General features: G+C 61.2%; 17 protein-coding genes and 1 tRNA gene. 13 read left to right on the top strand and 5 right to left on the bottom strand.

Features of this window, described 5'->3' with window-relative positions:
* Window positions 1-142: 142 nt before the first annotated feature.
* Complete coding sequence (locus HX818_RS26750; protein WP_177021028.1) at window positions 143-2,215, bottom strand: TonB-dependent siderophore receptor; 2,073 nt, start codon at window positions 2,213-2,215, stop codon at window positions 143-145.
* A gap of 227 nt (window positions 2,216-2,442) precedes the next feature.
* Here HX818_RS26750 and HX818_RS26755 point away from each other — a divergent pair, with 227 nt between their 5' ends.
* Entirely contained in the window at window positions 2,443-3,150 is a 708-nt protein-coding gene (locus HX818_RS26755; protein ID WP_177021029.1) for a DsbA family protein, read from the top strand.
* Window positions 3,151-3,422: 272 nt separating this feature from the next.
* A complete protein-coding gene (locus tag HX818_RS26760) occupies window positions 3,423-4,709 on the top strand; it encodes an OprD family porin (protein ID WP_003218115.1) in 1,287 nt (428 codons plus the stop codon).
* Between the two features lie 72 nt (window positions 4,710-4,781).
* Here HX818_RS26760 and HX818_RS26765 read toward each other — a convergent pair whose 3' ends face one another.
* Window positions 4,782-5,555, bottom strand: coding sequence for an alpha/beta fold hydrolase (locus HX818_RS26765; protein ID WP_177021030.1), 774 nt, complete (start codon window positions 5,553-5,555; stop codon window positions 4,782-4,784).
* A 259-nt stretch (window positions 5,556-5,814) separates the two neighbouring features.
* Between HX818_RS26765 and HX818_RS26770 the strand changes: the two genes are divergently transcribed.
* The 3 genes from HX818_RS26770 to HX818_RS26780 are packed head-to-tail and all read left to right on the top strand — an operon-like array spanning window position 5,815 to window position 7,419.
* Window positions 5,815-6,030 carry a 4-oxalocrotonate tautomerase family protein gene (locus HX818_RS26770; RefSeq protein WP_003218111.1) on the top strand — a complete coding sequence of 72 codons (216 nt, stop codon included), beginning with the start codon at window positions 5,815-5,817 and terminating at the stop codon, window positions 6,028-6,030.
* A complete protein-coding gene (locus HX818_RS26775; RefSeq protein ID WP_177021031.1) occupies window positions 6,027-6,677 on the top strand; it encodes a DsbA family oxidoreductase in 651 nt (216 codons plus the stop codon). Before HX818_RS26770 ends, HX818_RS26775 begins: the two co-directional genes overlap by 4 nt.
* A gap of 31 nt (window positions 6,678-6,708) precedes the next feature.
* Window positions 6,709-7,419: an SDR family NAD(P)-dependent oxidoreductase gene (locus HX818_RS26780; protein WP_003218108.1), complete on the top strand. Its 711-nt coding sequence runs from the start codon at window positions 6,709-6,711 to the stop codon at window positions 7,417-7,419.
* 69 nt (window positions 7,420-7,488) lie between these two features.
* Here HX818_RS26780 and HX818_RS26785 read toward each other — a convergent pair whose 3' ends face one another.
* From HX818_RS26785 to HX818_RS26795, 3 genes are all read right to left on the bottom strand, one after another.
* On the bottom strand, window positions 7,489-7,830 hold the full coding sequence (locus HX818_RS26785; protein WP_003218106.1) for a DUF6124 family protein: 342 nt from the start codon (window positions 7,828-7,830) through the stop codon (window positions 7,489-7,491).
* A 522-nt stretch (window positions 7,831-8,352) separates the two neighbouring features.
* Window positions 8,353-8,428 (bottom strand) — tRNA-Thr (locus HX818_RS26790).
* A 484-nt stretch (window positions 8,429-8,912) separates the two neighbouring features.
* Complete coding sequence (locus HX818_RS26795; protein ID WP_003218078.1) at window positions 8,913-9,143, bottom strand: DUF2790 domain-containing protein; 231 nt, start codon at window positions 9,141-9,143, stop codon at window positions 8,913-8,915.
* A 691-nt stretch (window positions 9,144-9,834) separates the two neighbouring features.
* On the opposite strand from HX818_RS26795, the gene bcsQ reads away from it, so the two are divergent.
* The 8 genes from bcsQ to HX818_RS26835 are packed head-to-tail and all read left to right on the top strand — an operon-like array spanning window position 9,835 to window position 23,108.
* Window positions 9,835-10,818 carry a cellulose biosynthesis protein BcsQ gene (bcsQ, locus tag HX818_RS26800; RefSeq protein ID WP_177021032.1) on the top strand — a complete coding sequence of 328 codons (984 nt, stop codon included), beginning with the start codon at window positions 9,835-9,837 and terminating at the stop codon, window positions 10,816-10,818.
* Window positions 10,815-13,034, top strand: a complete 2,220-nt coding sequence (gene bcsA, locus HX818_RS26805; protein WP_177021033.1) for a UDP-forming cellulose synthase catalytic subunit — start codon at window positions 10,815-10,817, stop codon at window positions 13,032-13,034. The genes bcsQ and bcsA overlap by 4 nt, the downstream gene beginning before the upstream one ends.
* The gene (gene bcsB, locus HX818_RS26810; protein ID WP_008435714.1) at window positions 13,031-15,289 is read left to right on the top strand and encodes a cellulose biosynthesis cyclic di-GMP-binding regulatory protein BcsB; all 2,259 of its coding nucleotides are present in this window, start codon (window positions 13,031-13,033) and stop codon (window positions 15,287-15,289) included. Before bcsA ends, bcsB begins: the two co-directional genes overlap by 4 nt.
* On the top strand, window positions 15,286-16,482 hold the full coding sequence (bcsZ, locus tag HX818_RS26815) for a cellulose synthase complex periplasmic endoglucanase BcsZ (RefSeq protein WP_177009278.1): 1,197 nt from the start codon (window positions 15,286-15,288) through the stop codon (window positions 16,480-16,482). The genes bcsB and bcsZ overlap by 4 nt, the downstream gene beginning before the upstream one ends.
* Window positions 16,464-20,321: a cellulose biosynthesis protein BcsC gene (locus HX818_RS26820; protein WP_177021034.1), complete on the top strand. Its 3,858-nt coding sequence runs from the start codon at window positions 16,464-16,466 to the stop codon at window positions 20,319-20,321. The genes bcsZ and HX818_RS26820 overlap by 19 nt, the downstream gene beginning before the upstream one ends.
* 17 nt (window positions 20,322-20,338) lie before the next feature.
* Window positions 20,339-21,010: an SGNH/GDSL hydrolase family protein gene (locus tag HX818_RS26825; protein ID WP_003218072.1), complete on the top strand. Its 672-nt coding sequence runs from the start codon at window positions 20,339-20,341 to the stop codon at window positions 21,008-21,010.
* Window positions 21,010-21,675, top strand: coding sequence for an alginate O-acetyltransferase AlgF (locus HX818_RS26830; RefSeq protein ID WP_008435711.1), 666 nt, complete (start codon window positions 21,010-21,012; stop codon window positions 21,673-21,675). Before HX818_RS26825 ends, HX818_RS26830 begins: the two co-directional genes overlap by 1 nt.
* A gap of 17 nt (window positions 21,676-21,692) precedes the next feature.
* Window positions 21,693-23,108 (top strand): MBOAT family protein, encoded by a 1,416-nt coding sequence (locus tag HX818_RS26835; RefSeq protein WP_003218070.1) that lies wholly within the window; start codon window positions 21,693-21,695, stop codon window positions 23,106-23,108.
* Window positions 23,109-23,114: the final 6 nt, after the last annotated feature.

A 23,114-nucleotide genomic window follows, 5' to 3' on the forward strand; every position in this document is an offset into this window, starting at 1 on the left:
TTGTGGTGAGGGAGCTTGCTCCCGCTGGGCTGCGCAGCAGCCCCAAAACAGATCATCGAGTTCTATCTGAAAAAACACAGTCGCCTATTTTGGGGGCGCTTCGCACCCCAGCGGGAGCAAGCTCCCTCGCCACGCAAGCCTGTTAGAAACTGTAGGTTCCGGTCACCACCAGACTGCGCGGGTCGCCGAACTGAATCTGCGCCGCACTCGTCGCTGACGCGTAGTACGTCTTGTCGCTGATATTGTTCAGCGCCGCCCGTACATCCCATTCCTTCTGCCGAAACCCGGCCAGTGCGTCCCAACGCCCATGGCCCGGCAACAATACCGTGTTGGCGTTATCCGCATAGCGCTCACCCACCAGCGTCAGCCCGGTTTCCGCGTACCAGCCCATCTCCGGTTTCCAGGTGACGAACAGGCTCGCGTTGCGCTTGGCCACGTCGCTGATGCGCTTGCCTTCAAAGCCATTGTTGTCTTTCACCACCGTGGCGTCCTGCAGGCCGACGCCACCGCGCACGTACCAGTTGCCGACGACCTTGCCGGTAGCGGTCAACTCCACGCCACGGGAACGCTGCTCGCCGCTGAGCAGGGTGATGGTCGGGTCCAGCGGGTCGCGGGTGCGGCGGTTGTAGAGCTCCAGTTCATACACCGCCAGGGTGGTGCTCAGGCGGTCGTCGAGCCAGTCGCTCTTGACCCCGATTTCCTTCTGTTTGGTCAGCTCCGGGCTCAGGTCGTTGGCGTTGCCCGTGGCATTGGGCGTGATGCCGATCAGGCCGCCGCCGGTCGGCGAGAACGTCTTGCTCCACGAGGCATAGAACGAATGGTGTTCCAGCGGCGTCCAGACCAGGCCCACGCGCGGGCTGGTGCTGTGGCTCACGACCTGTTCCGAGGCGTTGGTCAGTTTGTTGGTGGACTCCACATCAAAGCGGTCATAGCGCAAACCGGCGAGCAGTTGCCATTGATCGTTCAGACGCAGTTGGTCCTGCACATACACGCCCTGGCTTTGCGCTTCGGTGTGACTGCTGCTGAATGCCGGCAGGCGACCGTAGTGGCGCAGGTCCGGGTTGGGGTTGTACACATCCACGCTCGGCACAGCGGCGAGCGGCGCTCGATAGAGTTTCGGGTCACGGCGCTGGTTGCCCAATTCCACTCCGGTGAGCAAGCGATGCTCCAGGCCAAAGGTGGTGAAGCCGCCTTCCAGTTCGACGTTGTTGAGGATGTTGCGGGTGGTCAAGTCCTGCTGCCAGCGCTGGCGCCCGACCTTGCCGGTTTTTGGGTCGTAACTGACGGCGTAGGTGTTATCGAAGTCGCTGTCTAGGGTGAACACGCCCAACGTATGGCGCAGTTGCCAACTGTCGTTCAGCTCATAGGCAAGCCGCGAACGCAGGGATTGTGACGTGTCGTCGATGTAATCGCGCTTGTCACCATAAGTGGTGCCGCGGCTGACATCCGCCGGCCTCCCATTGACCCCGGGAATGCCCCGGTCCGGCGTGCGGTTGTAGCGGCTGTATTCGTACTGCACCAGCCAGTTCAGGTCGGGGCTCAGTTGCCAGCTCATGGACGGCGCAAACAGTTGGCGATTGCCGCTGACGCCGTCGCGGAAACTGTTGTTGTCCTGGTTGCCCATGTTCAGGCGCAGGCTGATGGTGTCGGTGGGGTCGGTGCTGAGGTCGGCGTACAGGCTGCGCAAATCATTGCTGCCGCCCTGGGCCTCGATGCTGGAGGCGCGACCGGCCTGGGGCAGCTTGCTCACACGGTTGACGATGCCGCCCTGGCCGCCGCGGCCGTACAACACGGCTGCCGGGCCCTTGAGTACTTCGATGCGTTCGATGTTGTGCAGGTCGCGCACGTATTGGCTGTCGTCGCGAACACCGTCCAGGTAGAAGTCGTTGCTGGCGTCGAAGCCGCGGATGCGCAGGCTGTCGAACCGTGTGTCGGCGCCGCTGCTGACGTTGGGTATACCGCTCAAGGCCTGGCCCAGGTCATTGGTGCCGTAGGAACGCAGGTTGTCGGTTTTTACCGAGTCGATGGCCTGGGGCACATAACGCACGGGTGTGGCGGTGCGAGTGGCGGTGCTGGTTTCCTTGACGCGCGGGTCGTCCTCTTCAGCTTCGGCGCTCACGGAGGTTTCCGGCAGGACAGTGGCAGCGCAGGTAAATCCGGCAGACAGCAGGACAGAGAGCCCAAGGGTCATGGGCGTCAGGCGAAGGGCAGGCATCGGGGTGTGTATCCAAAAAGGTTGGCAGAATAAAAGCGCGTTAATGGTAATGCTTACTATTTGCGCAGGTTATCTATTCCTGGGCGGACCTTTCTGAAAAATGTTACGGCGTATGTTTTTCAAGGGTATTCGACCGATTCTCGAAACAGTCTGAAAGCCGATCCGGGGTTTTTCCCAATTGTGCGTAAGACTAATCTGCCGGTCATCAACATCCATCGGAGCCCGTCATGTCGGCAGCCACACTTCACTACATTTACGACCCGCTGTGCGGTTGGTGTTACGGCGCCGAGCCGCTGCTGAGCGCCGCCCGGAGCGTGTTACCGATCCAGTTGCACGGCGGCGGCATGATGACCGGCGCGAATCGCCAATCCGTATCGCCGCAGTTGCGTGACTACGTAATGCCCCATGATCGGCGCATCGCCGAGTACACCGGGCAACCGTTTGGCGAGGCGTATTTCGAAGGTTTGTTGCGGGACCACGGTGCGGTGTTCGATTCAGCCCCGCCGACCAGCGCCGTGCTGGCCGCAGAAAAAATCGCCGGTCGCGGGCTGGAATTATTGGCGCGTTTGCAAACGGCGCACTACGTCGAAGGTCGCCGAATTGCCGATAAGGACGTGCTGCTGACCCTGGCCGAATCCATCGGTTTGGATCCCCAAGCCTTCACCGCCGCTTTCAGTGAAATCCTTGGCGCAGCAACTCAAGCGCACATCAATGACAGCCGCCAATGGCTGGCAAATGTCGGTGGCCAGGGCTTCCCCACGCTGGCCCTGGAGCAGAATGGGCAGCTGCAATTGCTCGATATCAGCCCCTGGTTGGGCAAGCCAGAAGCCTTCGTTGAGTGGCTGAGACAAAGAGTCGCAATTTCGATTCAACCCACCCAATCGAGTGCACCAATGTGTGGCCTGCAAGGGTGTGCAGATCCAGGAAGCGCTTGATAGAGCCTTGCGCAATGATGGCTATTTAATGTTTCTTAGACTTTTTTAGCCTAAATACAGAAGATTCACGAAATTGACACACAGTAAAGGGCGCGGATAGGATTCGCCCCAACGCCTGTGGCTAACCGCCATGACTTCCCCAATAAAAAAAGGCCCGCGGCATTTCACGTCGTCCGCGGGCCTTTTTTTATCTGGGAAAGTCGACACCAGAAAAGCAACACGGAGCCTGGTGTCACAGCGCGTACTCAACCAGCAATAAGGAATATAAGAAAATGTTGAAGCAACGGATGGGGCTGATCGCTCTGGGGATTTTGAGCGCTACGCAAGCAATGGCTGACGACCAATCCCAATCGAAGGGTTTTGTTGAAGACAGCCACCTGAACATCGCGGCACGCAACGCTTACATCAGCCGCGACTACAAAAACGGCAAGCAAGACAAAGCCGAATGGGGCCAGGGCTTTATCGGCAAGTTCGAATCCGGTTTCACCCAAGGCACCGTTGGTGTGGGTGTGGACGTGATCGGCCAATACGCCATTCGCCTGGATGGTGGTAAAGGTCGCAGCGGCGCTGGCGGTATCGACTTCTTCAAGCAAGGCGACAGCGGCGAAGCGGCCAACGACCTGGCCAAGGGCGGCGCTGCCGTCAAGGCACGCATCTCCAACACCGTGATCAAGTACGGTGATCAGATGCCAGCCGTGCCGGTCCTGGAATACGACAACTCCCGCCTGTTGTCCGAAACCTATACCGGTACCTCGATCGTCTCCAAGGAAATCGCCGGCCTGCAACTGGACGCTGGTCACTTCACCAAGGAAGCTCGCAAGAGCGCCGAGGGTTCCGACAGTGGCGCGCTGAAAAGCATCGACTACATCGGCGGTAGCTACAAATTCACCGAAAGCCTGTCGGCAGCGCTCTACGCTTCCAACATGCAGGACGTGCTGAAGAAGCAATACGTCAACGTCAACTACGTGCTGGCCCTGCCAGAGAAGCAATCGTTGACCTTCGACTTCAACGGCTACAAGACCAAGCTCGACCGTAGCTTCGCCCTGGAAAACCAAGGTGACGCCGACGCTCGCGACAACAAAATCTGGAGCCTGGGCGCCACGTGGGCCGTTGGCCCGCACAGCTTCACCGTGGCTCACCAGCGCAGCACCGGTGACACCGGTTACCTGTACGGCGGCTACCGCAACGCAGGCGGCATCGGCGACGGTGGCAACACCATCCTGCTGGCCAACTCCTACTGGTCTGACTTCAACGGCAAGGACGAGCGCTCCTGGCAAGCAGGCTACGGCCTGGACTTCAGCGCCTTCGGCGTGCCTGGCCTGACCTACAACATCGCCTACGTGCGCGGCACCAACATTGACGACGGTTCCAACCGCGGCAGTGGCACCGAACGCGAAATCTTCAACCAGTTCAAATACGTAGTGCAGAGCGGCCCGGCCAAAGACCTGAGCCTGCGTGCCCGTGCGTCGTGGTTGCGCGTTTCCAACAACGCCAGCAACTACAACGTGGGTGGTAACGAGATCCGCCTGTTCGCCGACTACCCAATCAACGTTTTCTAATTGATTCGGCGTCGCGCCTGATTCAAGGCGATAAAAAACCCCGACTGGTTCGGGGTTTTTTTATGCCTGCGATCAGCGCTTGCTGGCGGCTGCGATGATCACATCTGCGACCTTTTGCGGCTGCGACAGCATCGGCACATGGCTGGTTTGCACCACGGTGGTGGTGGCATTGATTTTCTTCGCGTAGGCCTGCTCCAGGCCCGGGTCGATCATGCGGTCCTTGGCGGCGACGATGTAATAGTTGGGTTTGGTTTTCCAGGCGGCGACCGTGATTTTATCGTCGAACGCCTTGCCCAGAATCGGCCCCTGGGTCACGGCAATCAGGTTGGCCTGGTCGGCAGGCAAGTCCTGGGCGAAGTTTTTCGCCACGGACGCGGCGGGCAAATACAGGTAGCCGGAAGCGTCGGCACTGATGGTCTCGATACCCGGCGGGGTTGGGTAGCCTTTCTCGGACTCGGCAGAGCTCTGGCCCTCGGACGGCGCGAACGCGGCCACATAAACCAGTGCCTTGACCTTGTCGCTGGTGCCGCCCTGTGTGATCACACTGCCGGCCCACGAATGGCCCACCAGAACCACTCGCCCACTCTGGGCATCAATCACCCGCTGGGCGGCGGCCACATCATCGGCCAGGGACGTCAGCGGGTTTTGCACCGCCACCACCTTCAAGCCTTTGGCCTGCAACAGCGGAATCACCTTGTTCCAGCTGGAGCCATCGGCAAAGGCGCCGTGCACCAGCACCACGGTGGTGTCCGATAGCGCCGGGGTGGCGGCATAGGCCTGGCCGGAGAGCATCGCGGCGGCCATGAGCGTAGGCAGCAACAGGGTTTTGAATGTGGATTTAAGCATGTGGGGCACGTCCGTAAGTGAGGGGTTATCGGCCAGCACTCAAGGCGTTTGCAGCCTGCCTTAAGCCTGTAGGCAAGACGCGCGGGGAGGGCGGTTATTCCAGGGAGCAGTAAAAAAAACGCAGCGCCGGACGTCTCGATTGATTACATAGCATCACTAATGAAGTACTCCGCCCCACCTTTATCCACCTCAAGCAACCTCTTAAATTGGCCTCACTGCCTGCCCACCATGTCGATGGGCAAGTCACTGGAGCCTTGTCATGCCATTTGTCAGCGTACGTATCACCCGCGACGGCGTTACCTCGGAGCAGAAAGCCCAGGTCATTGCCGAGATCACCGAAACCCTCGAACGCGTCCTCAACAAACGCCCCGACCTGACCCACATCGTCATCGAAGAAGTCGACACCGATAACTGGGGCTACGCTGGCATCACCACCACCCAGTACCGCAAACAGCTCGCGGAAAATCCGTCATGAGCACGCCCGTCACCATCGACTTCATCTCCGACGTGGTCTGCCCATGGTGCGCCCTCGGCGCCACCGCCCTGGAACAAGCCATCGACAACCTGGCGGGCGAAGTGAAGGTTGAACTGACCTACAAACCCTTCGAACTCAACCCCGACATGCCGGCCGAAGGCGAAAACGCCGTCGCCCACATGATGCGCAAATACGGGCGCAGCGCCGAGGAAGTTGCCAGCGGCAAAAGGATGCTGATGGAGCGCGGCGCGGCCATCGGCTTCACCTTCGACCTGGAAAAGCGCAGCCACTTCTACAACACCTTCGACGCCCATCGGTTGCTGTTTTGGGCTTTGCAGCAAGGGCGCCAGCTCGAGTTGAAAAAGGCGCTGTTGCGCGGGTATTTCAGCGATGGCCAGAACGTCAGCGATCACGAAACCCTGGCGCGTCTGGCCGCCGAAGCCGGGCTGGATATTGAAGGCGCACGACGGGTGCTGGGCTCTACCGCCTACGCCAATGAAGTGCGCGAGCTGGAAGCGTTCTACCGCGAGCACGGCATCAACTCCGTACCGGCCATGGTCCTCAATGGCCGTCAGCTGGTCTCCGGGTCGCAATCCGTCAGTTACTACGAACAGATGCTGCGGGAAATGTCCGCCGCGGCTGCTTGAACCATCCCATTTTCCCTATAGAGGTTTCATCATGAGCAATTCGAAAAAAGTCGTTGTGATCACCGGCGCATCCCAAGGCCTGGGCGCTGCTGCAGTGAAGGCTTACCGCGAGCTGGATTACCGCGTGGTTGCCACCTCCCGTTCGATCAAACCGTCGACGGATCCGGACATCCTCACCGTGGCCGGCGACATCGCCGACCCGGCCACCGCCGAGCGCGTCATCCGCGAAGGCGTAGCGCGTTTTGGCCGCATCGACAGCCTGATCAACAACGCCGGGATCTTCGTTGCCAAACCGTTCACCAGCTACACCCACGAAGACTACGTAAACGTGTTGGCGGTGAACCTGAACGGGTTCTTCTACATCACCCAACTGGCGATTACCGAGATGCTGAAACAGGGCGCTGGGCACATCGTCAACATCACCACCAGTTTGGTGGACCACGCGATTGATGGCGTGCCGTCGGTGCTGGCATCGCTGACCAAAGGCGGGCTGAACTCGGCGACCAAATCGCTGGCGATTGAATACGCCAAGCGCGGGATTCGCGTGAATGCGGTGAGCCCTGGGATTATCAAGACGCCGATGCATGGGGAAGAGACGCATGCGGCGTTGGGCAGCCTGCATCCGGTGGGGCATATGGGTGAAGCGCGGGATATTGCGCAGGCGATTGTGTACCTGGAATCGGCTGGGTTTGTGACTGGGGAAATTCTGCATGTGGACGGTGGGCAGAGTGCTGGGCACTAAGCGAAGCGGTTGAACGAAAAACGCCCCGGACCGTGATGGTTCGGGGCGTTTTTTGTTGGCCTGTCGAAATTAACGGGTTGCAGGCGCGACTTGTTCCAACGCTCGATCTACCAGCATTGAACTCAACTCAATCAGTTGCTGAATCCCCAATGCCACTGCCCTTTGTGATCCTTCCAACTCAAATGCCAGATTCGAGACCATCTCGTTGGCTGATGAGAGGGTTTCTGCGGCATTGGCCAGCAGCGTTTCGGTATCCACATCGGGCGAAACGGAGAACAGATTACTGCCTGGACGCGCCGCAGGTTCTGCATCGTCTGATGGGTGCAAGTAATGATCAATCGCCCGCTGTGCGGCGGCATGAAGCTTGGCGTCGATTGGGGCTTGAGGCGGGTTGGGTGTGACCTTGAACATGGCGAAGCTCCTTTAGCGATTCAGGAACTGCCAATCTCACTTCCACATGAGGGTGGCAGCTGTGCGCAGGTGTGGAAGACCGGGGCTAAAGGAACCCGGCGCACCGAAGTGCCCCGCACACAGCCGCCATAACACAAGAATACAGGCGAAAAAAAACGCCGGCAGGTGTTCATGGGCGTTTGAGCGCCTTTAGCCATAGTACGGACTTCCACATCCGGCCGCTGATTTTGCAGCGACTGGGGGAGGTTAGCGGGGTGGAGGATGGGGAGGCAAGCTGATATGGGTGTACGAAAATTCGGGGCCGCAGCGGCATGTGCTCATGAATTAGCTCTTTTTATGGATACGCCATAATTATTGGCTACCCATAATTCTGCATAAAACGCTGAAGGCGGGACTTCGCTACAGGAATTGGTCTTTTTGGAGGCTCACCGGCTTGTTCAGTTGGGGCGCCAGGCGTAGACAGAATATGAACACCCCAGAAACAACAAAGCCCCCGCATTTCTGCGAGGGCTTCGTTTTGTATGGTGCCGGCACCAGGAGTCGAACCCGGGACCTACTGATTACAAGTCAGTTGCTCTACCAACTGAGCTATACCGGCGTGTTAGGGCGACGATTATAGCGATTGGCAAGCATCTGTAAACCCCTGAATTCTGACTATTTTTGCAACCGACCGGGTTTTCTCTGCGCGGCCTCGTTTCAGCCACCCCAACCCCGCCAATCCCATGCGCTGGATCACTGGAAAGGCCTGCGTGCAGAAAGCGGCAAGTGCCAGTTCCTGTCCTGGAACAACAACCTCAAGCCCGACGGCCGATTCACCATCACGTTTGTCCGCGATGCGCAGCAAACCCAGCCGATTCAAACCGAACGGCACCTGGTGTGGCGGCGGACCCGACTGGCGATTGCCAGGAGGATTATGAGTTCACCGAGCACCGTATTCGCGGTTAATGCCTTTTAACTTCAGATGAAATTTTGTGGCGAGGGAGCTTGCTCCCGCTGGGCTGCGCAGCAGGCCCAAAACAGTGGGAGCGCTGCGCACTCCAGCGGGAGCAAGCTCCCTCGCCACAGGTTTTGTCGTTCAGCTTTTAGCTGCCTTCGTTACACGAATCGGCAAATTTCTTGTACTCAAACACCCGCTTCTGCCCATGGGAATCCAGGTAGGTCATCCGCGCATTCACCACGCCACACGCCGCGCCTCCATCGTCCACGGTCGACAGTACTTGCTGTACATCCAGCTTGGGGCTGGCCTGGGCCGAAAAGGCGGCAACGTTGAGCAAGGCAAACAGGCTGCTGGCGATGAGGGTGTTGCGGTTCATGGTGGTGTCCTCTGAGGTTCAATAGGGTGTGTGTTGCGTTGGAGCCTATTGAGCGCCCGGGAGGTATCCGGCCTGTGTCATGCACCCCGGCGTTTTGCCTCGGCATGTGTTGAGAAGGGGATTGCATACAACTTGATACAGAAACTTATCCATTAGAGGTATTAGTGCCTCAGGGTCTTTCTCTTAGATGTTTTCGACATAACGGTCATCGTTTTTCCCTTGAATAAGGCGAGTCTTACCGTATTCTGTTTCGAAATATTAAACGTCATATAAATAGCGGAATCGTTTAACCCGGTTTACGGAACGTTGGCGGTTAATGACTAAGTTGTAATTTGATTCGTCAGCTAAGCAATTTTTCCTGACCAGGCGGCCAGAAAAACTGTTAGAAGCCTCCGCAAGCTTCTGATCTGAAAGAAATTGATAAAAATTCGCCAAATAAGTCAAAAATACGGCACTAAGCCGCTCGTCGGAAAGAATTCATCAAAAAGCATCAAAATACTGACACCATCAATCTGATATCACAGAATGCCGCCAGCCAACACATAACTAGAAAAACCAAGGTCAGCCCAACGGGCTGACCTTTTTAACGCCTTTAAAGCGTAATAACCGGGGAGGGCCGTGGGTGAGTCGCGCAGACGATATTTCAAAACTATTCAATAAGCTGGGCGCCAATCCAAATGGCTACCGGGAGATGTACGCCGTCCATGATTATCTTGAGGATGACGTGGTGGCCGAGCGTTTCGACGCCGTGCCCATCCCGGCCCAAACCGCTTGCACCGTCGCGCTGGATGAGCCGCCGTCGGCGCCATTGCTGCGTTTGCTCGAAGAGCTGACCCAGGGCGAAGCCGATCACCTGCAACCTCCCGAAGTGGTCGAAGGGCCGACCGGTGAGGTGTACTCGGATCAATCCTCACCCAAGGTGATCGTGGTGGTCTCGCTCAAGGGCGGTGTCGGTCGCAGCACGCTGACCGCGGCCATTGCCAGCGGCTTGCAGCGTCAAGGCCACCCGGCCGTGGCGCTGGACCTGGACCCGCAAAATGCCCTGCGTCATCACTTGTGCCTGGGCCTGAATTTGCCCGGCATCGGCGCGACGAGCTTGAGCAATGAGTCTTGGGAAGGCCTGGCTGAGCGCGGCTTTGCCGGTTGCCGTCTGGTGGCCTTCGGTGAGACCAACAACGACCAGCAAAAAAACCTCAATCGCTGGCTCGGCGAAGACGCCCAATGGCTGCCCCGGCACCTGGCCGGTTTGCAGTTGAATGGCCAGGACACGTTGGTGATCGACGTGCCCGCCGGCAACACGGTGTACTTGCACCAGGCCATGGCCCTGGCAGACGTGGTGTTGGTGGCGGTGCAGGCGGATGTTTCCTCATTCAGCACCCTGGCCCAGATGGACAGCGTGCTGGCGCCGTACCTTGAGTGCGAAAAACCACCGCAGCGTTACTACGTGATCAACCAACTCGACGGCGCCCACCGCTTCAGCCTGGACATGGCCGAAGTGTTCAAGGCCCGCCTCGGCGATGCACTGCTCGGCACGGTCCACCGTGACCCGGTGTTCAGTGAAGCCCAGGCCTGCGGCCGCGATCCCCTCGACCCTACCGTCAACAGTCTCGGCTGCCAGGACATTCACGCCCTGTGCCGCACGCTGCTCGAACGCATCGATTCGGACCTTCCATGACCGACACTACGTCCTCTACGCCCCACACTCCGGGGCGCGCCGAGCAGCGGCTGGACGCCGCGATTTCGCGCTTCAATCGCTGGCCCGATACGCTGCGCAAAGTGCTGGTGGTGATCAGTTGTGTGGTCGGCACCTTGCTGTTGGTGAGCATTGTCAGCGCCCCGCTGGACCTCTATAGCCAATGCCTGTTTGCCGCCGTGTGCTTCCTTGCGGTGCTGGTGCTGCGCAAGATTCCCGGGCGCATGGCGATCCTCGCGCTGGTGGTGTTGTCGCTGGTGGCGTCGCTGCGCTACATGTACTGGCGGCTGACTTCCACCCTGGGTTTTGAAACCTGGCTCGACATGCTGTTCGGCTACGGCCTGGTGCTCGCCGAGCTGTACGCGCTGGTGGTGCTGATCTTCGGCTACGTGCAAACCGCCTGGCCGCTGCGCCGCGAGCCGGTGTGGCTCAAGACCGAACCGTCGGAGTGGCCCACGGTCGACGTGTTCATCCCGACCTACAACGAGGCGTTGAGCATCGTCAAACTGACCATCTTCGCCGCCCAGGCGATGGACTGGCCCAAGGACAAGTTGCGCGTCCACGTGCTCGACGATGGCCGTCGCGACGACTTTCGCGATTTCTGCCGCAAGATCGGCGTGAACTACATCCGTCGCGACAACAATTTCCACGCCAAGGCCGGCAACCTCAATGAAGCGTTGAAGGTCACCGACGGCGAGTACATCGCGCTGTTCGACGCCGACCACGTGCCGACCCGTTCCTTCCTGCAAGTCAGCCTCGGCTGGTTCCTCAAGGACCCCAAGCTGGCGATGCTGCAAACGCCGCACTTCTTCTTTTCACCCGACCCGTTTGAAAAGAACCTCGACACCTTCCGCGCCGTGCCCAACGAGGGCGAGTTGTTCTACGGCCTGGTGCAGGACGGCAACGACCTGTGGAACGCGACGTTCTTCTGCGGCTCGTGTGCGGTGATCCGCCGCAAGCCCTTGCTGGAAATCGGCGGCGTGGCCGTCGAGACCGTCACCGAAGACGCCCACACCGCGCTCAAGCTCAACCGCTTGGGCTACAACACCGCTTACCTGGCGATCCCGCAAGCCGCGGGCCTGGCCACCGAAAGCCTGTCACGCCACATCAACCAGCGCATCCGTTGGGCGCGGGGCATGGCGCAGATTTTCCGCACCGACAATCCGCTGCTGGGCAAAGGCCTGAAGTGGGGGCAGCGCATCTGCTACGCCAACGCGATGCTGCACTTCTTCTATGGCTTGCCGCGGCTGGTGTTTCTCACCGCGCCGCTGGCCTACCTGATTTTCGGCGCGCAGATTTTCCACGCCTCGGCGCTGATGATTGTCGCCTATGTGTTGCCCCACCTCGTGCATTCGAGCCTGACCAACTCGCGGATCCAGGGGCGCTTCCGCCACTCGTTCTGGAACGAGGTCTACGAGACCGTACTGGCCTGGTACATCCTGCCGCCGGTATTGGTTGCGCTGGTCAACCCCAAGGCGGGCGGCTTCAACGTCACCGACAAGGGCGGGATCATCGACAAGCAATTCTTCGACTGGAAACTCGCCCGGCCGTACCTGGTACTGCTGGCGGTGAACCTGGTCGGGCTGTGCTTCGGTCTGTATCAATTGATCTGGGGCGACGAGTCCACCGCGGTCACCGTGGCGATCAACCTGACCTGGACCCTCTACAACCTGATCATCACCAGCGCTGCAGTGGCGGTGGCTTCCGAAGCGCGGCAAGTGCGCTCCGAGCCGCGGGTCAGCGCGAAATTGCCGGTCAGTGTGATCTGCGCCGACGGTCGTGTGCTCAAAGGCACGACCCAGGATTTCTCGCAGAACGGCTTCGGCCTGATCCTCGCCGACGGGCACCAGATTGCCCGGGGCGAACAGTTGCAGTTGGTGCTGTCGCGCAACGGACAAGACAGCCTGTTCCAGGCGCGGGTGGTGTTCAGCAAGGGCGCGCAGATTGGCGCGCAATTCGATGCACTGTCCCTGCGCCAACAAAGCGAACTGGTACGCCTGACGTTTTCCCGCGCCGACACCTGGGCCGCGAGTTGGGGCGCCGGCCAGCCCGATACACCGTTGTCAGCCCTGCGTGAAGTCGGTGCCATCGGCATCGGCGGCCTGTTTACCCTGGGTCGCGCCACGCTGCATGAATTGCGTCTGGCCCTGCGCCGCACTCCCTCACAACCGCTCGATACGCTGATGGACAAGCCATGACTTCCACACTATTTGCCCGCCCGCAGTCGCGCGGCGTGCTCGCGCTGATGATCGCTTCGCTGCTGGGCCTGGGCTCGCAGGCACAGGCCGCTGCACCCGCTGTTGCGGTGCAGAGCACTGACGACGGCTACAGCCTGACCCTCAAGCAACTGGGCCGTCGCGACACCATGAACCTGCAAGGCGTGGAAGCGTCCGACAGCGTCAACTTCGACATCCGTGCCGATGAAGTGGTGAAGGGCGCGCAACTGTTGCTCAAGTACAGCTACTCGCCGGCGCTGCTGGCGGACCTGTCGCAGATCAACGTGCTGGTCAACGACGAAGTCGCCGCCAGCCTGCCGCTGCCCAAAGAGGGCGCAGGTATCCAGCAGGAAAAACTGGTGCAGATTCCGGCGCACCTGATCACCGAATTCAACCGCTTGAGCCTGCAGTTCATCGGCCACTACACCATGTCCTGTGAAGACCCGCTGCACAGCAGTCTGTGGGCCAAGATCAGCAACAGCAGTGAGCTGAAAGTGCAGGTGCAGCCGATCGTCTTGAAAGACGACCTGTCGGTGCTGCCGCTGCCGTTCTTCGACAAGCGCGATGCGCGCCAGGTCAGCCTGCCGTTCGTGTTTGCCAGCGCGCCGGACAACGCCGCGCTGGAAGCTGCCGGCGCGCTGTCGTCGTGGGTAGGCGGCTTGGCCAGCTACCGGGGTGCGACGTTCCCGACGACCCTTGGCGAGATTCCGGCCAAGGGCAACGCCATCGTGCTGGTGCAAAGTACCCAGGCCGTGGACGTACACGGTGTGGCGGTCCCTGAGCCTAAAGGGCCGACCCTGACCCTGATCACCAACCCCAACGACCCGAATGGCAAGCTGCTGATCGTCTCCGGCCGGGATGGCGCCGAACTCAAGCGTGCCGCCACCGCCGTGGTGCTGGGCAACCCGGTGTTGACCGGCAACAGCGTGGTCATCACCAGGCTCGACACCCTGGCCCCGCGCAGCCCTTACGACGCGCCGAACTGGCTGCCCAGCAACCGTCCGGTACGCCTTGGCGAGCTGGTAGAACTGAAAAAGCTCAACGTCTCCGGCTACAACCCGGGCCCGATCAGCGTCGACCTGCGCCTGCCGCCCGACCTGTTCAACTGGCGTGAAGAGGGCGTGCCGCTCAACGTCAAATACCGCTACACGCCGCAGCAGGTGTCCACCAACTCCTCCTTGCTGATCGGCCTGAATGACCAGTTCATGAAGTCTGTCGCGTTGCCGTCGGTGAGCAACCTGGGCGGTGGGCAGAGCCTGCTGGACCAGCTGAAGAAAGACGAAACCCTGCCCCGTGAAGTGACGACCCTGTTGCCGATCAGCTCGGCTTCGCCCAAGTCCAAGCTGCAACTGCGCTTCATGTACGACTACATCAAGGAAGGCGAATGCCGGGACATCATCGTCGACAACATGCGCGGTGCGATTGACCCGGACTCGAGCCTGGACCTGAGCAGCTACCAGCACTTTATCGCCATGCCGAACCTCGGCGTGTTCAACGATTCCGGCTTCCCGTTCACTCGCCTGGCTGACCTTTCGGAGTCGGCGGTGGTGATGCCGGACAACGTCGGCACCGATGAATTGAGCGCCTACCTGACTGTGATGGGCCGCTTCGGCGAGTCCACCGGCTACCCGGCCACCGCCGTCAAAGTGGTGCAGGCCAAAGACGTGCAAAGCGTTGCCGACAAAGACCTGCTGGTGCTCGCCACCGGCGGCAACCAGCCGCTGCTGCAGCAATGGCAGCAATACCTGCCGGCCACCAGTGACGGCCTGCAGCACCACTTCCTGTTGTCTGACCTGCCACGTTATGTGCGCAGCTGGATCAGCCCGGACGCCGCGGCCAACCAGCATACGGCCAATGCCGGCATCACCTTCAGCGGCCTGAGCAACAGCACCTGGTTCGCCGGCTTCCAATCGCCGCTCAAGGCCGGGCGCAGCGTGGTGCTGATCGCCAGCAACCAGCCTCAGGGCCTGCTTGAAGCGACCTCGGCGCTGATTGGCGGTGACGACTACAAAGACTCGATCCAGGGCAGCCTGGCGGTGGTGCAGGGCACGCAGATCAGCTCGTTGGTCGCGGACCAGCAGTACTACGTCGGCGACCTGAACTACTTCAAATTCATGCAATGGCAGCTGTCCCAGAACCTGGGCTGGATGCTGGCGATTACCTTCCTGGGGCTGCTGGTGCTGACCTGCCTGATCTACCTGGCACTGCGTGCCCGTGCAAAACGGCGGTTGGCATGAACCCTTTGCGTAGCGCGATCCTGGCGGTGATTGGCAGCACATTGCTTGCCGGTGCCGCCCAGGCACAGACCTGCGATTGGCCGCTGTGGCAGAACTATGCCAAGCGCTTTATCCAGGACGATGGCCGGGTGTTGAACTCGTCCATGAAGCCGACGGAAAGCAGCTCGGAAGGGCAGTCGTACGCGATGTTCTTTGCCCTGGTGGGCAACGACCGGGCGACCTTCGACAAGCTCTGGACCTGGACCAAGTCCAACATGGCGGGCGCCGACATCGGCCAGAACCTGCCGGCCTGGCTGTGGGGCAAGCGTGACGATGGCAAGTGGGGCGCGATCGACAGCAACTCCGCCAGCGACGCCGATTTGTGGATGGCCTATGCGTTGCTCGAAGCCGCGCGCGTGTGGAACGCACCGCAGTACCGCAGCGACGCGCAATTGGTGTTGGCCAACGTTGAACGCAACCTGATCGTGCGCGTACCGGGCCTGGGCAAGATGCTGTTGCCGGGGCCGGTAGGCTATGCACACGCGGGTGGCCTGTGGCGCTTCAACCCCAGCTATCAAGTACTGCCGCAACTGCGCCGCTTTGCAAAAGAACGCCCGAACGCCGGCTGGAACGAAGTGGCCGAGAGCAACGCGAAGATGCTCGCCGACCTGCCGAGCAATCCCCATGGCCTGGCGGCCAACTGGGTCGGTTACCGCGCCACCAGCGCGAACACCGGGCTGTTTATCGTCGACCCGTTTTCCGATGACCTGGGCAGCTACGACGCGATCCGCACTTACCTCTGGGCCGGCATGACCGCCAAGAGCGACCCGCTGGCCGCACCGATGCTCAAGGCCTTGGGCGGGATTTCCCGTGCCACTGCTGCGTCGGTCAGCGGTTTGCCGCCGGAAAAAGTCCACGTGCTGACCGGTGAAGTCGAGAAAAACAACGGCTACACGCCGACGGGTTTCTCGGCCTCCACCATGGCCTTCTTCCAGGCCCGGGGCGAAACCGCCCTGGCGCAATTGCAAAAGCAGAAAGTCGACGACGCCCTTGCCAAGGCGCTCGCGCCTTCGGCCCCGGACAGCGCCCAGCCGATTTACTACGACTACATGCTCAGCCTGTTCGGCCAGGGCTTCGCTGATCAAAAGTACCGTTTCGAACAAGACGGCACGGTGAAATTATCCTGGGAGTCTGCATGCGCCGTCACACGCTAGCCATTGCGATTCTGGCGGCCCTGGCTTCCAGCGCCAGCTTTGCCGAAACCACTGACCCGCAAAGCCTGCTGATCGAGCAGGGCTATTACTGGCAGTCGAAAAAGAACCCGGAACGCGCCCTAGAGACCTGGCAGAAACTGCTGCGCCTGAGCCCCGAACAGCCGGATGCGCTGTACGGCATCGGCTTGATCCAGGTGCAACAACAGCGTCCGGCCGAAGCGCAAAAGTACCTGGCCCGCCTGCAGGCGCTGAGCCCGGTACCGCGCCAGGCCTTGCTGCTGGAGCAGGACATCACCGTCAACCTCCCGGCCAACGCCAAGTTGCTGGAACAGGCCCGTGAACTCGGCGAGCCTGAAGAAGAGCGCGAACAAGCGGTGGCGCTGTATCGCCAGATCTTCCAGGGGCGCCAGCCCCAGGGCCTGCTTGCCCGCGAGTATTACAACACCCTGGGCTTCACGCCCAAGGGCACGAACGAGGCCATCGCCGGCTTGCAGCGTTTGTCTCGCGAGCGGCCGAACGACCCGATTGTGGCGCTGTTCCTGGCCAAGCATCTGGCGCGTAACCCGGCCACCCGCGCCGACGGCATCCGCGCCCTGGCCAAGCTGGCCCCGAACAACGACGTGGGCGGCAACGCCGATGAAACCTGGCGCTTTGCGCTGATCTGGCTCGGCCCGCCGAAGAGCGACCAGGTGCCGTTGTTCCAGCAGTTTCTGGCGGCGCATCCGGACGACAGCGAAATCCGTGCGCTGATGAACAAGGGCATTGCCCAAGGCAAGACCGGCGCCGGTTGGCAGCGTGATCCGCAGATGACCAAGGCGTTCAAGGCGCTGGATGACGGCGACCTGAAAACCGCCGAGCCGCTATTGGCGGCGCGCCTCAATGAAAAATCCAATGACGTCGATGCCCTCGGCGGCATGGGCGTGCTGCGTCAACAGCAGCAGCGCTTCAGCGAGGCTGAAAGCTACCTGGTTCAGGCCACCCGTTTGCCGGGTGGCGCGGCATGGCAGTCGGCGCTCAATGATGTGCGCTACTGGAACCTGCTCAACCAGGCCCGTGACGCCCAGCGTGGCGGGCGCGGCAGCCAGGCCCGCGACCTGGTGGCCCAGGCCGAACGCTTGAACCCTGGCCAGCCCGGCGCTGCCGTGGCACTGGCGGGTTTCCAGGCCCAGGACAATCAGTTCGACACCGCCGAAGCCGGCTACCGCAAAGTGCTCGCCCGTCATCCTGGCGACCCGGACGCGCTGAGCGGCTTGATCAACGTGCTGTCCCAATCCGGGCAGCCGGAAGAAGCCTTGAAGCTGATCGACTCGGTGTCGCCCGCCGAGCGCGCGAAGTTCGCGCCGAGTGTGAAAATCACCGCGTTGCGCGCTACCCAGGTCGGCAAGCTGGCCGAGCAGCGGGGCGATTTGAAAGCCGCGCAAGCCGCCTACAAACAAGCCCTTGATGCCGACCCGGAAAACCCGTGGACACGCTTCGCCCTGGCGCGCATTTACCTGCGCGACGGCCAGATTCGCAACGCCCGTGCCTTGATCGACGGCTTGCTGGCCAAGCAGCCGAACCAGCCGGACGCGCTGTACACCAGCACGCTGCTGTCGGCGGAGCTGGGTGAGTGGAAAAAGGCTGAAGAGACCCTCGCGCGTATCCCTGCGGGGCAACGTACCGCTGACATGAACGAGCTGGGTATCGATATCGCGCTGCACAAGCAGACCGACATCGCCATCGAGACCGCCCGCCGTGGCCAACGCCCGGAAGCCCTCGCGCTGCTGGGCCGCAGTGAAGCCATGACCCGGCAGAAGCCTGAGCGCCTGGCGGTGCTGGCGGCCGCTTATGTGGAAGTCGGCGCGACGCAGCAGGGCCTGGATATCATGCAGAAGGTTCTGGATAACAATCCGAACCCGACCGTCGACCAGAAACTGCTGTACGCCAATGTGCTGCTCAAGGCCAACCACTACACCGAGGCGGGCGACATCCTGCGTGAAGTGCAGGGCAAGCCGCTGAGTGAAACCGGTCGCCAGCGTTACGACGATTTGATCTACCTGTACCGGGTCAAACAGGCTGATGCCCTGCGTGAGAAAAACGACCTGGTCGCGGCCTACGACATGCTGTCGCCGGCCCTTGCCCAGCGTCCCAACGACGCTATGGCGGTAGGTGCCCTGGCGCGGATGTACGCGGCCAGCGGCAATAGCAAAAAGGCCATGGAGCTTTATGCGCCGCTGATTCAGCAGAACCCGAACAACGCTCGCCTGCAACTGGGCCTGGCGGATATCGCGCTGCAAGGCCGTGATCGTGGCCTGGCGGAAAGCGCCAGTGAAAAGGCGCTGTCCCTGGAGCCGGGTAACCCCGAGATCCTCACCTCGGCTGCGCGCATCTATCAGGGGCTGGGCAAGAACAACGAAGCCGCTGCACTGCTGCGCAAGGCGTTGGCGATTGAGAACAGCCAGAAGAGCCAGACGCAATTGGCTCAGGCCGGCTCCCAGGGCGTGCCTTACAACCCCTTCGTCGGCTTGCCGGGCCAGCGTCGCCAGGTCACCGACCTGACCGTTGCGGGCGCCGTGCCGCCGCCGATTGATGCACCGACCAATGTCGTGCCGGACAATGCCCTGGCAGCCTCCGCGCGTCCAGCGTCGAACAACTGGAACGAGCCGTTCGAGCCACCGTCGAGCATTGCTGCACTCGACACCGCCAACCTCAGCCCGGCACGTCGTGCGCTGGATACGATCCTGCGGGATCGCACCGGTTACCTGGTGCAGGGCTTGAGCGTTCGCAGCAACAATGGCGAAAGCGGCTTGAGCAAAATCACTGACGTCGAGGCGCCGTTTGAAGCGCGGATGCCGGTGGGGGATCTGAACGTTGCGCTGCGCGTGACGCCGGTGCATGTGAGTTCCGGCAGCGTGAAGAGCGACTCTGCCACACGCTTTGGCGGTGGCACGGCCAACCCGGCGGGCTCCCAGAGCGACACAGGCGTCGGTCTGGCCGTTGCCGTGGAGAACCCGGATGAAGGCCTCAAGGCCGACATCGGTGTGAGCCCGCTGGGCTTTCTGTACGACACCATCGTCGGTGGCGCCAGCGTCTCGCGGCCGTTCTCCCAGGGCTCCAACTTCCGTTACGGGGTCAACGTTTCGCGGCGTCCGGTCACCGACAGTGTGACCTCCTTTGCCGGTTCCGAAGACAAGCGTACCGGCGAGAAATGGGGCGGCGTGACCGCCAACGGCGGGCGTGGCGACCTGAGCTACGACAACCAGAAGCTCGGTGTGTATGGCTACGCCTCGTTGCACGAGCTGTTGGGCAACAACGTCGAAGACAACACCCGGCTGGAACTGGGCAGCGGCATCTACTGGTACCTGCGCAATACCCCGACCGACACCCTGACCCTCGGCATCAGCGGTTCGGTCATGGGCTTCAAGGAAAACCAGGGTTACTACACCTACGGCCAGGGCGGTTACTTCAGCCCGCAGCGCTTCTTCTCCCTGGGTGTGCCGGTGCGCTGGGCGCAGAGTTTTGATCGGTTCAGCTACCAGATAAAAAGTTCGGTGGGCATCCAGCATATCGAGCAAGATGCGGTCGATTATTTCCCGGGGCATAGCGATTACCAAAATGACCCGACCCGGGGCGATCCGAAATACGCCAAGGACAGCAAGACCGGCATCGGCTACAGCTTCAACGCCGCCGCCGAATACCGCCTCAGCTCGCGCTTTTACCTGGGTGGCGAAGTCGGTCTCGACAACTCCCAGGACTATCGCCAGTACGTCGGTAACGCCTACCTGCGCTACTTGTTTGAAGACCTGAGCGGGCCTATGCCCTTGCCGGTCAGTCCGTACCGTTCCCCTTATTCGAATTGATTTGATAGGAGTCATCCATGCCTGTTTCCGCTTCTGCTATTGCCGGCCTGACCCTGCTGGTATTGGGCGAAAGTCACATGAGCTTTCCTGATTCACTGCTCAACCCGCTGCAGGACAACCTCACCGCCCAGGGCGCCAAGGTTCACTCCATCGGCGCGTGCGGCGCCGGTGCAGCCGACTGGATCGTGCCGAAGAAAGTCGAGTGCGGTGCCGAGCGCCTGCCGGTTGGCAAGGCCGAGATTTTCGGCAAGAACGCCATGAGCACCACCCCGATCAAAGACCTGATCGCCAAGGACAAGCCGGACCTGGTGGTGATCATCATCGCCGACACCATGGCCTCGTACCCGGAGCCGCAGTTCCCGAAAGTCTGGGCCTGGAAAAGCGTGACTTCCCTGACCAAGGCCATCACCGAAACCGGCACCAAGTGCGTGTGGGTCGGGCCGGCGTGGGGCAAGGTCGGTTCGCAGTACAAGAAGGATGATGCGCGCACCAAGGTGATGTCGCAGTTCCTCGCCACCAACGTGGCGCCGTGCACCTACGTTGACTCGCTGACCTTCTCCAAGCCGGGCCAGTGGATCACCACCGACGGCCAGCACTTCACCATCGACGGCTACCAGAAGTGGGCCAAGGCGATCGGCGACTCCCTGGCGAAGTTGCCACCGGCCGCCGTGGGCAAAGGAGCGCAATAATGAAACGGATCACCCTGGGCCTGGCGACCTTGCTCGCCAGCGTCAGCGCCTACAGCGCCGACATCCCGCTTTACCCCACCGGCCCGGAGAAGGATTCGGCCTTCCTGCGCCTGGCCAACGGCACCGACGGCGAGCTGAAATTGCTGCCCCAGGGTTCCAAGGCCAGCCTGGTGTTGGGTGGCGATAAACTGGTGTCTGACTACCTGCCGGTGTCGGGCGGCAAGACCCCGATCAAGGGTGTGTTGAGCCAGGGCGGCAAGGATTCCGAGCTGGCCGTGACCGTCGCGCCGGGCGAGTTCGCCACCGTAGTGGCCGTGCCGGACGCCAAGGGCGGCACGCGCCAGCTGGTGATCCACGAACAGCCGGATGACTTCAACGCACTGAAGGCCTCGCTGGCCTTTATCAACGCCGACGCCGCCTGCGCCGATGCGAGCCTGGAAGCCGTGGCGCAAAAAGCCGAGCTGTTCAAGAAGGTCGCCGAAGGCGCGATTTCGCGCCGCATGATCAACCCGGTGGAACTGTCGGTGCAGCTCAAGTGCGCCAACGCGCCGGTGGGCCAGCCGCTGACCTTCACCCTCAAGGCCGGCGAACGCTACAGCGTGCTCGCACTGCCATCGGCCGCCGGTTCGAGGTTGCTGTTTACCTCCGACACGCTCGCTAACTGATCGGGCCCGACACCACCATGGTCTTTGCCTCACTGGAATTCCTCACGCTGTTCCTGCCGGCCTTCCTGTTGATTTATGCGCTGGCCCGTCCGGGCTGGCGCAACGTCATCCTGTTGATCGGCAGCTGGCTGTTCTACGGCTGGTTGAGCCCGCTGTTCCTGTTCCTGCACATGGTGTTGACCGTGGTGGCGTGGGTCGGCGGTTTGCTGGTGGACCGTTCCCGTGAAGACGGCAAGGGCCGGGTGCGGCTGTTGATCGCGTTGATCGTGTTCAACACCGCGGTGCTGTGTTGGTACAAGTACGCCAACATCGTCGCGGGCACCGTGAGTGAGGTGATCACCTGGTACGGCGCGATGCCGCTGGATTGGCAGCGCGTGGCGTTGCCGGCCGGGTTGTCGTTCATTGTGCTGCAGGCGATTTCGTACCTGGTGGATGTGCATCGGCACACCGTGCCGGTGGAGCGCAGCTTCATTAATTACGCGACCTATATCTCGATGTTCGGCCACTCGATTGCGGGCCCGATCATTCGTTATGACTGGGTGCGGCGCGAGCTGAACCAGCGCTATTTCAACTGGCCGAATTTCAGCCTTGGCGCTCGGCGTTTCATGATCGGCATGGGCATGAAAGTGCTGGTGGCCGACACCTTGTCGCCGTTGGTGGACATCGCCTTCCACCTGGAAAACCCGAGCCTGGTGGATGCCTGGATCGGCTGCCTGGCGTACTCGTTGCAACTGTTTTTCGACTTCGCCGGCTACAGTGCCATGGCCATCGGCCTGGGCTTGATGCTGGGCTTCCACTTCCCGGAAAACTTCAACCGGCCGTACCTCGCCAGCAGCATCCAGGACTTCTGGCGGCGCTGGCATTTGTCGTTGTCCAGCTGGCTGCGGGACTACCTGTACATCGCCCTCGGCGGTAACCGCGATGGCGTATGGCGTACCTACCGCAACCTGTTCCTGACCATGGCGATTGCCGGGTTGTGGCATGGCGGCGACAGTTGGAACTACCTGTTGTGGGGTTCGGCCCATGGTATCGCGTTGTGCATTGACCGGGCGTGGTCGCGCTCGAGCCTGCCGAGCATTCCGCCGGTGCTGTCGCACATCTTGACGCTGCTGTTTGTGTGCCTGGCCTGGACGCTGTTCCGCGCACCGGACTTCCATTCGGCACTGACCATGTACGCCGGCCAATTCGGCATGCATGGCATGGCCTTGGGTGATGCGTTGGCCGTGGCCATGCGCCCGGCCCATGGCATGGCCGCGTTGCTCGGTTTGGTGTGCATCATCGCGCCGATCTGGCAGACCCGCTGCGAGCAGCGTTTTGGTACGCAGCCCTGGTTTGTGGTGGCCGCATCCCTGTGGCCGGTGGCCGGGTTTGTGTTGTCGTTCGCGCTGATTGCCAGCCGCGATGCCGTGCCGTTTCTGTACTTTCAGTTCTAAGGAAGC

Origin of the sequence: Pseudomonas sp. F9001, from assembly GCF_013385435.1 — a bacterium.
Taxonomy (GTDB): Bacteria; Pseudomonadota; Gammaproteobacteria; order Pseudomonadales; family Pseudomonadaceae; genus Aquipseudomonas.

Bases quoted from the DNA above. Each gene is read 5' to 3' on its own strand.
- HX818_RS26750 (WP_177021028.1), bottom strand. From the start codon at position 2,215: ATGCCTGCCCTTCGCCTGACGCCCATGACCCTTGGGCTCTCTGTCCTG.
- HX818_RS26755 (WP_177021029.1), top strand. From the start codon at position 2,443: ATGTCGGCAGCCACACTTCACTACATTTACGACCCGCTGTGCGGTTGG.
- HX818_RS26760 (WP_003218115.1), top strand. From the start codon at position 3,423: ATGTTGAAGCAACGGATGGGGCTGATCGCTCTGGGGATTTTGAGCGCT.
- HX818_RS26765 (WP_177021030.1), bottom strand. From the start codon at position 5,555: ATGCTTAAATCCACATTCAAAACCCTGTTGCTGCCTACGCTCATGGCC.
- HX818_RS26770 (WP_003218111.1), top strand. From the start codon at position 5,815: ATGCCATTTGTCAGCGTACGTATCACCCGCGACGGCGTTACCTCGGAG.
- HX818_RS26775 (WP_177021031.1), top strand. From the start codon at position 6,027: ATGAGCACGCCCGTCACCATCGACTTCATCTCCGACGTGGTCTGCCCA.
- HX818_RS26780 (WP_003218108.1), top strand. From the start codon at position 6,709: ATGAGCAATTCGAAAAAAGTCGTTGTGATCACCGGCGCATCCCAAGGC.
- HX818_RS26785 (WP_003218106.1), bottom strand. From the start codon at position 7,830: ATGTTCAAGGTCACACCCAACCCGCCTCAAGCCCCAATCGACGCCAAG.
- HX818_RS26795 (WP_003218078.1), bottom strand. From the start codon at position 9,143: ATGAACCGCAACACCCTCATCGCCAGCAGCCTGTTTGCCTTGCTCAAC.
- bcsQ (WP_177021032.1), top strand. From the start codon at position 9,835: ATGTACGCCGTCCATGATTATCTTGAGGATGACGTGGTGGCCGAGCGT.
- bcsA (WP_177021033.1), top strand. From the start codon at position 10,815: ATGACCGACACTACGTCCTCTACGCCCCACACTCCGGGGCGCGCCGAG.
- bcsB (WP_008435714.1), top strand. From the start codon at position 13,031: ATGACTTCCACACTATTTGCCCGCCCGCAGTCGCGCGGCGTGCTCGCG.
- bcsZ (WP_177009278.1), top strand. From the start codon at position 15,286: ATGAACCCTTTGCGTAGCGCGATCCTGGCGGTGATTGGCAGCACATTG.
- HX818_RS26820 (WP_177021034.1), top strand. From the start codon at position 16,464: ATGCGCCGTCACACGCTAGCCATTGCGATTCTGGCGGCCCTGGCTTCC.
- HX818_RS26825 (WP_003218072.1), top strand. From the start codon at position 20,339: ATGCCTGTTTCCGCTTCTGCTATTGCCGGCCTGACCCTGCTGGTATTG.
- HX818_RS26830 (WP_008435711.1), top strand. From the start codon at position 21,010: ATGAAACGGATCACCCTGGGCCTGGCGACCTTGCTCGCCAGCGTCAGC.
- HX818_RS26835 (WP_003218070.1), top strand. From the start codon at position 21,693: ATGGTCTTTGCCTCACTGGAATTCCTCACGCTGTTCCTGCCGGCCTTC.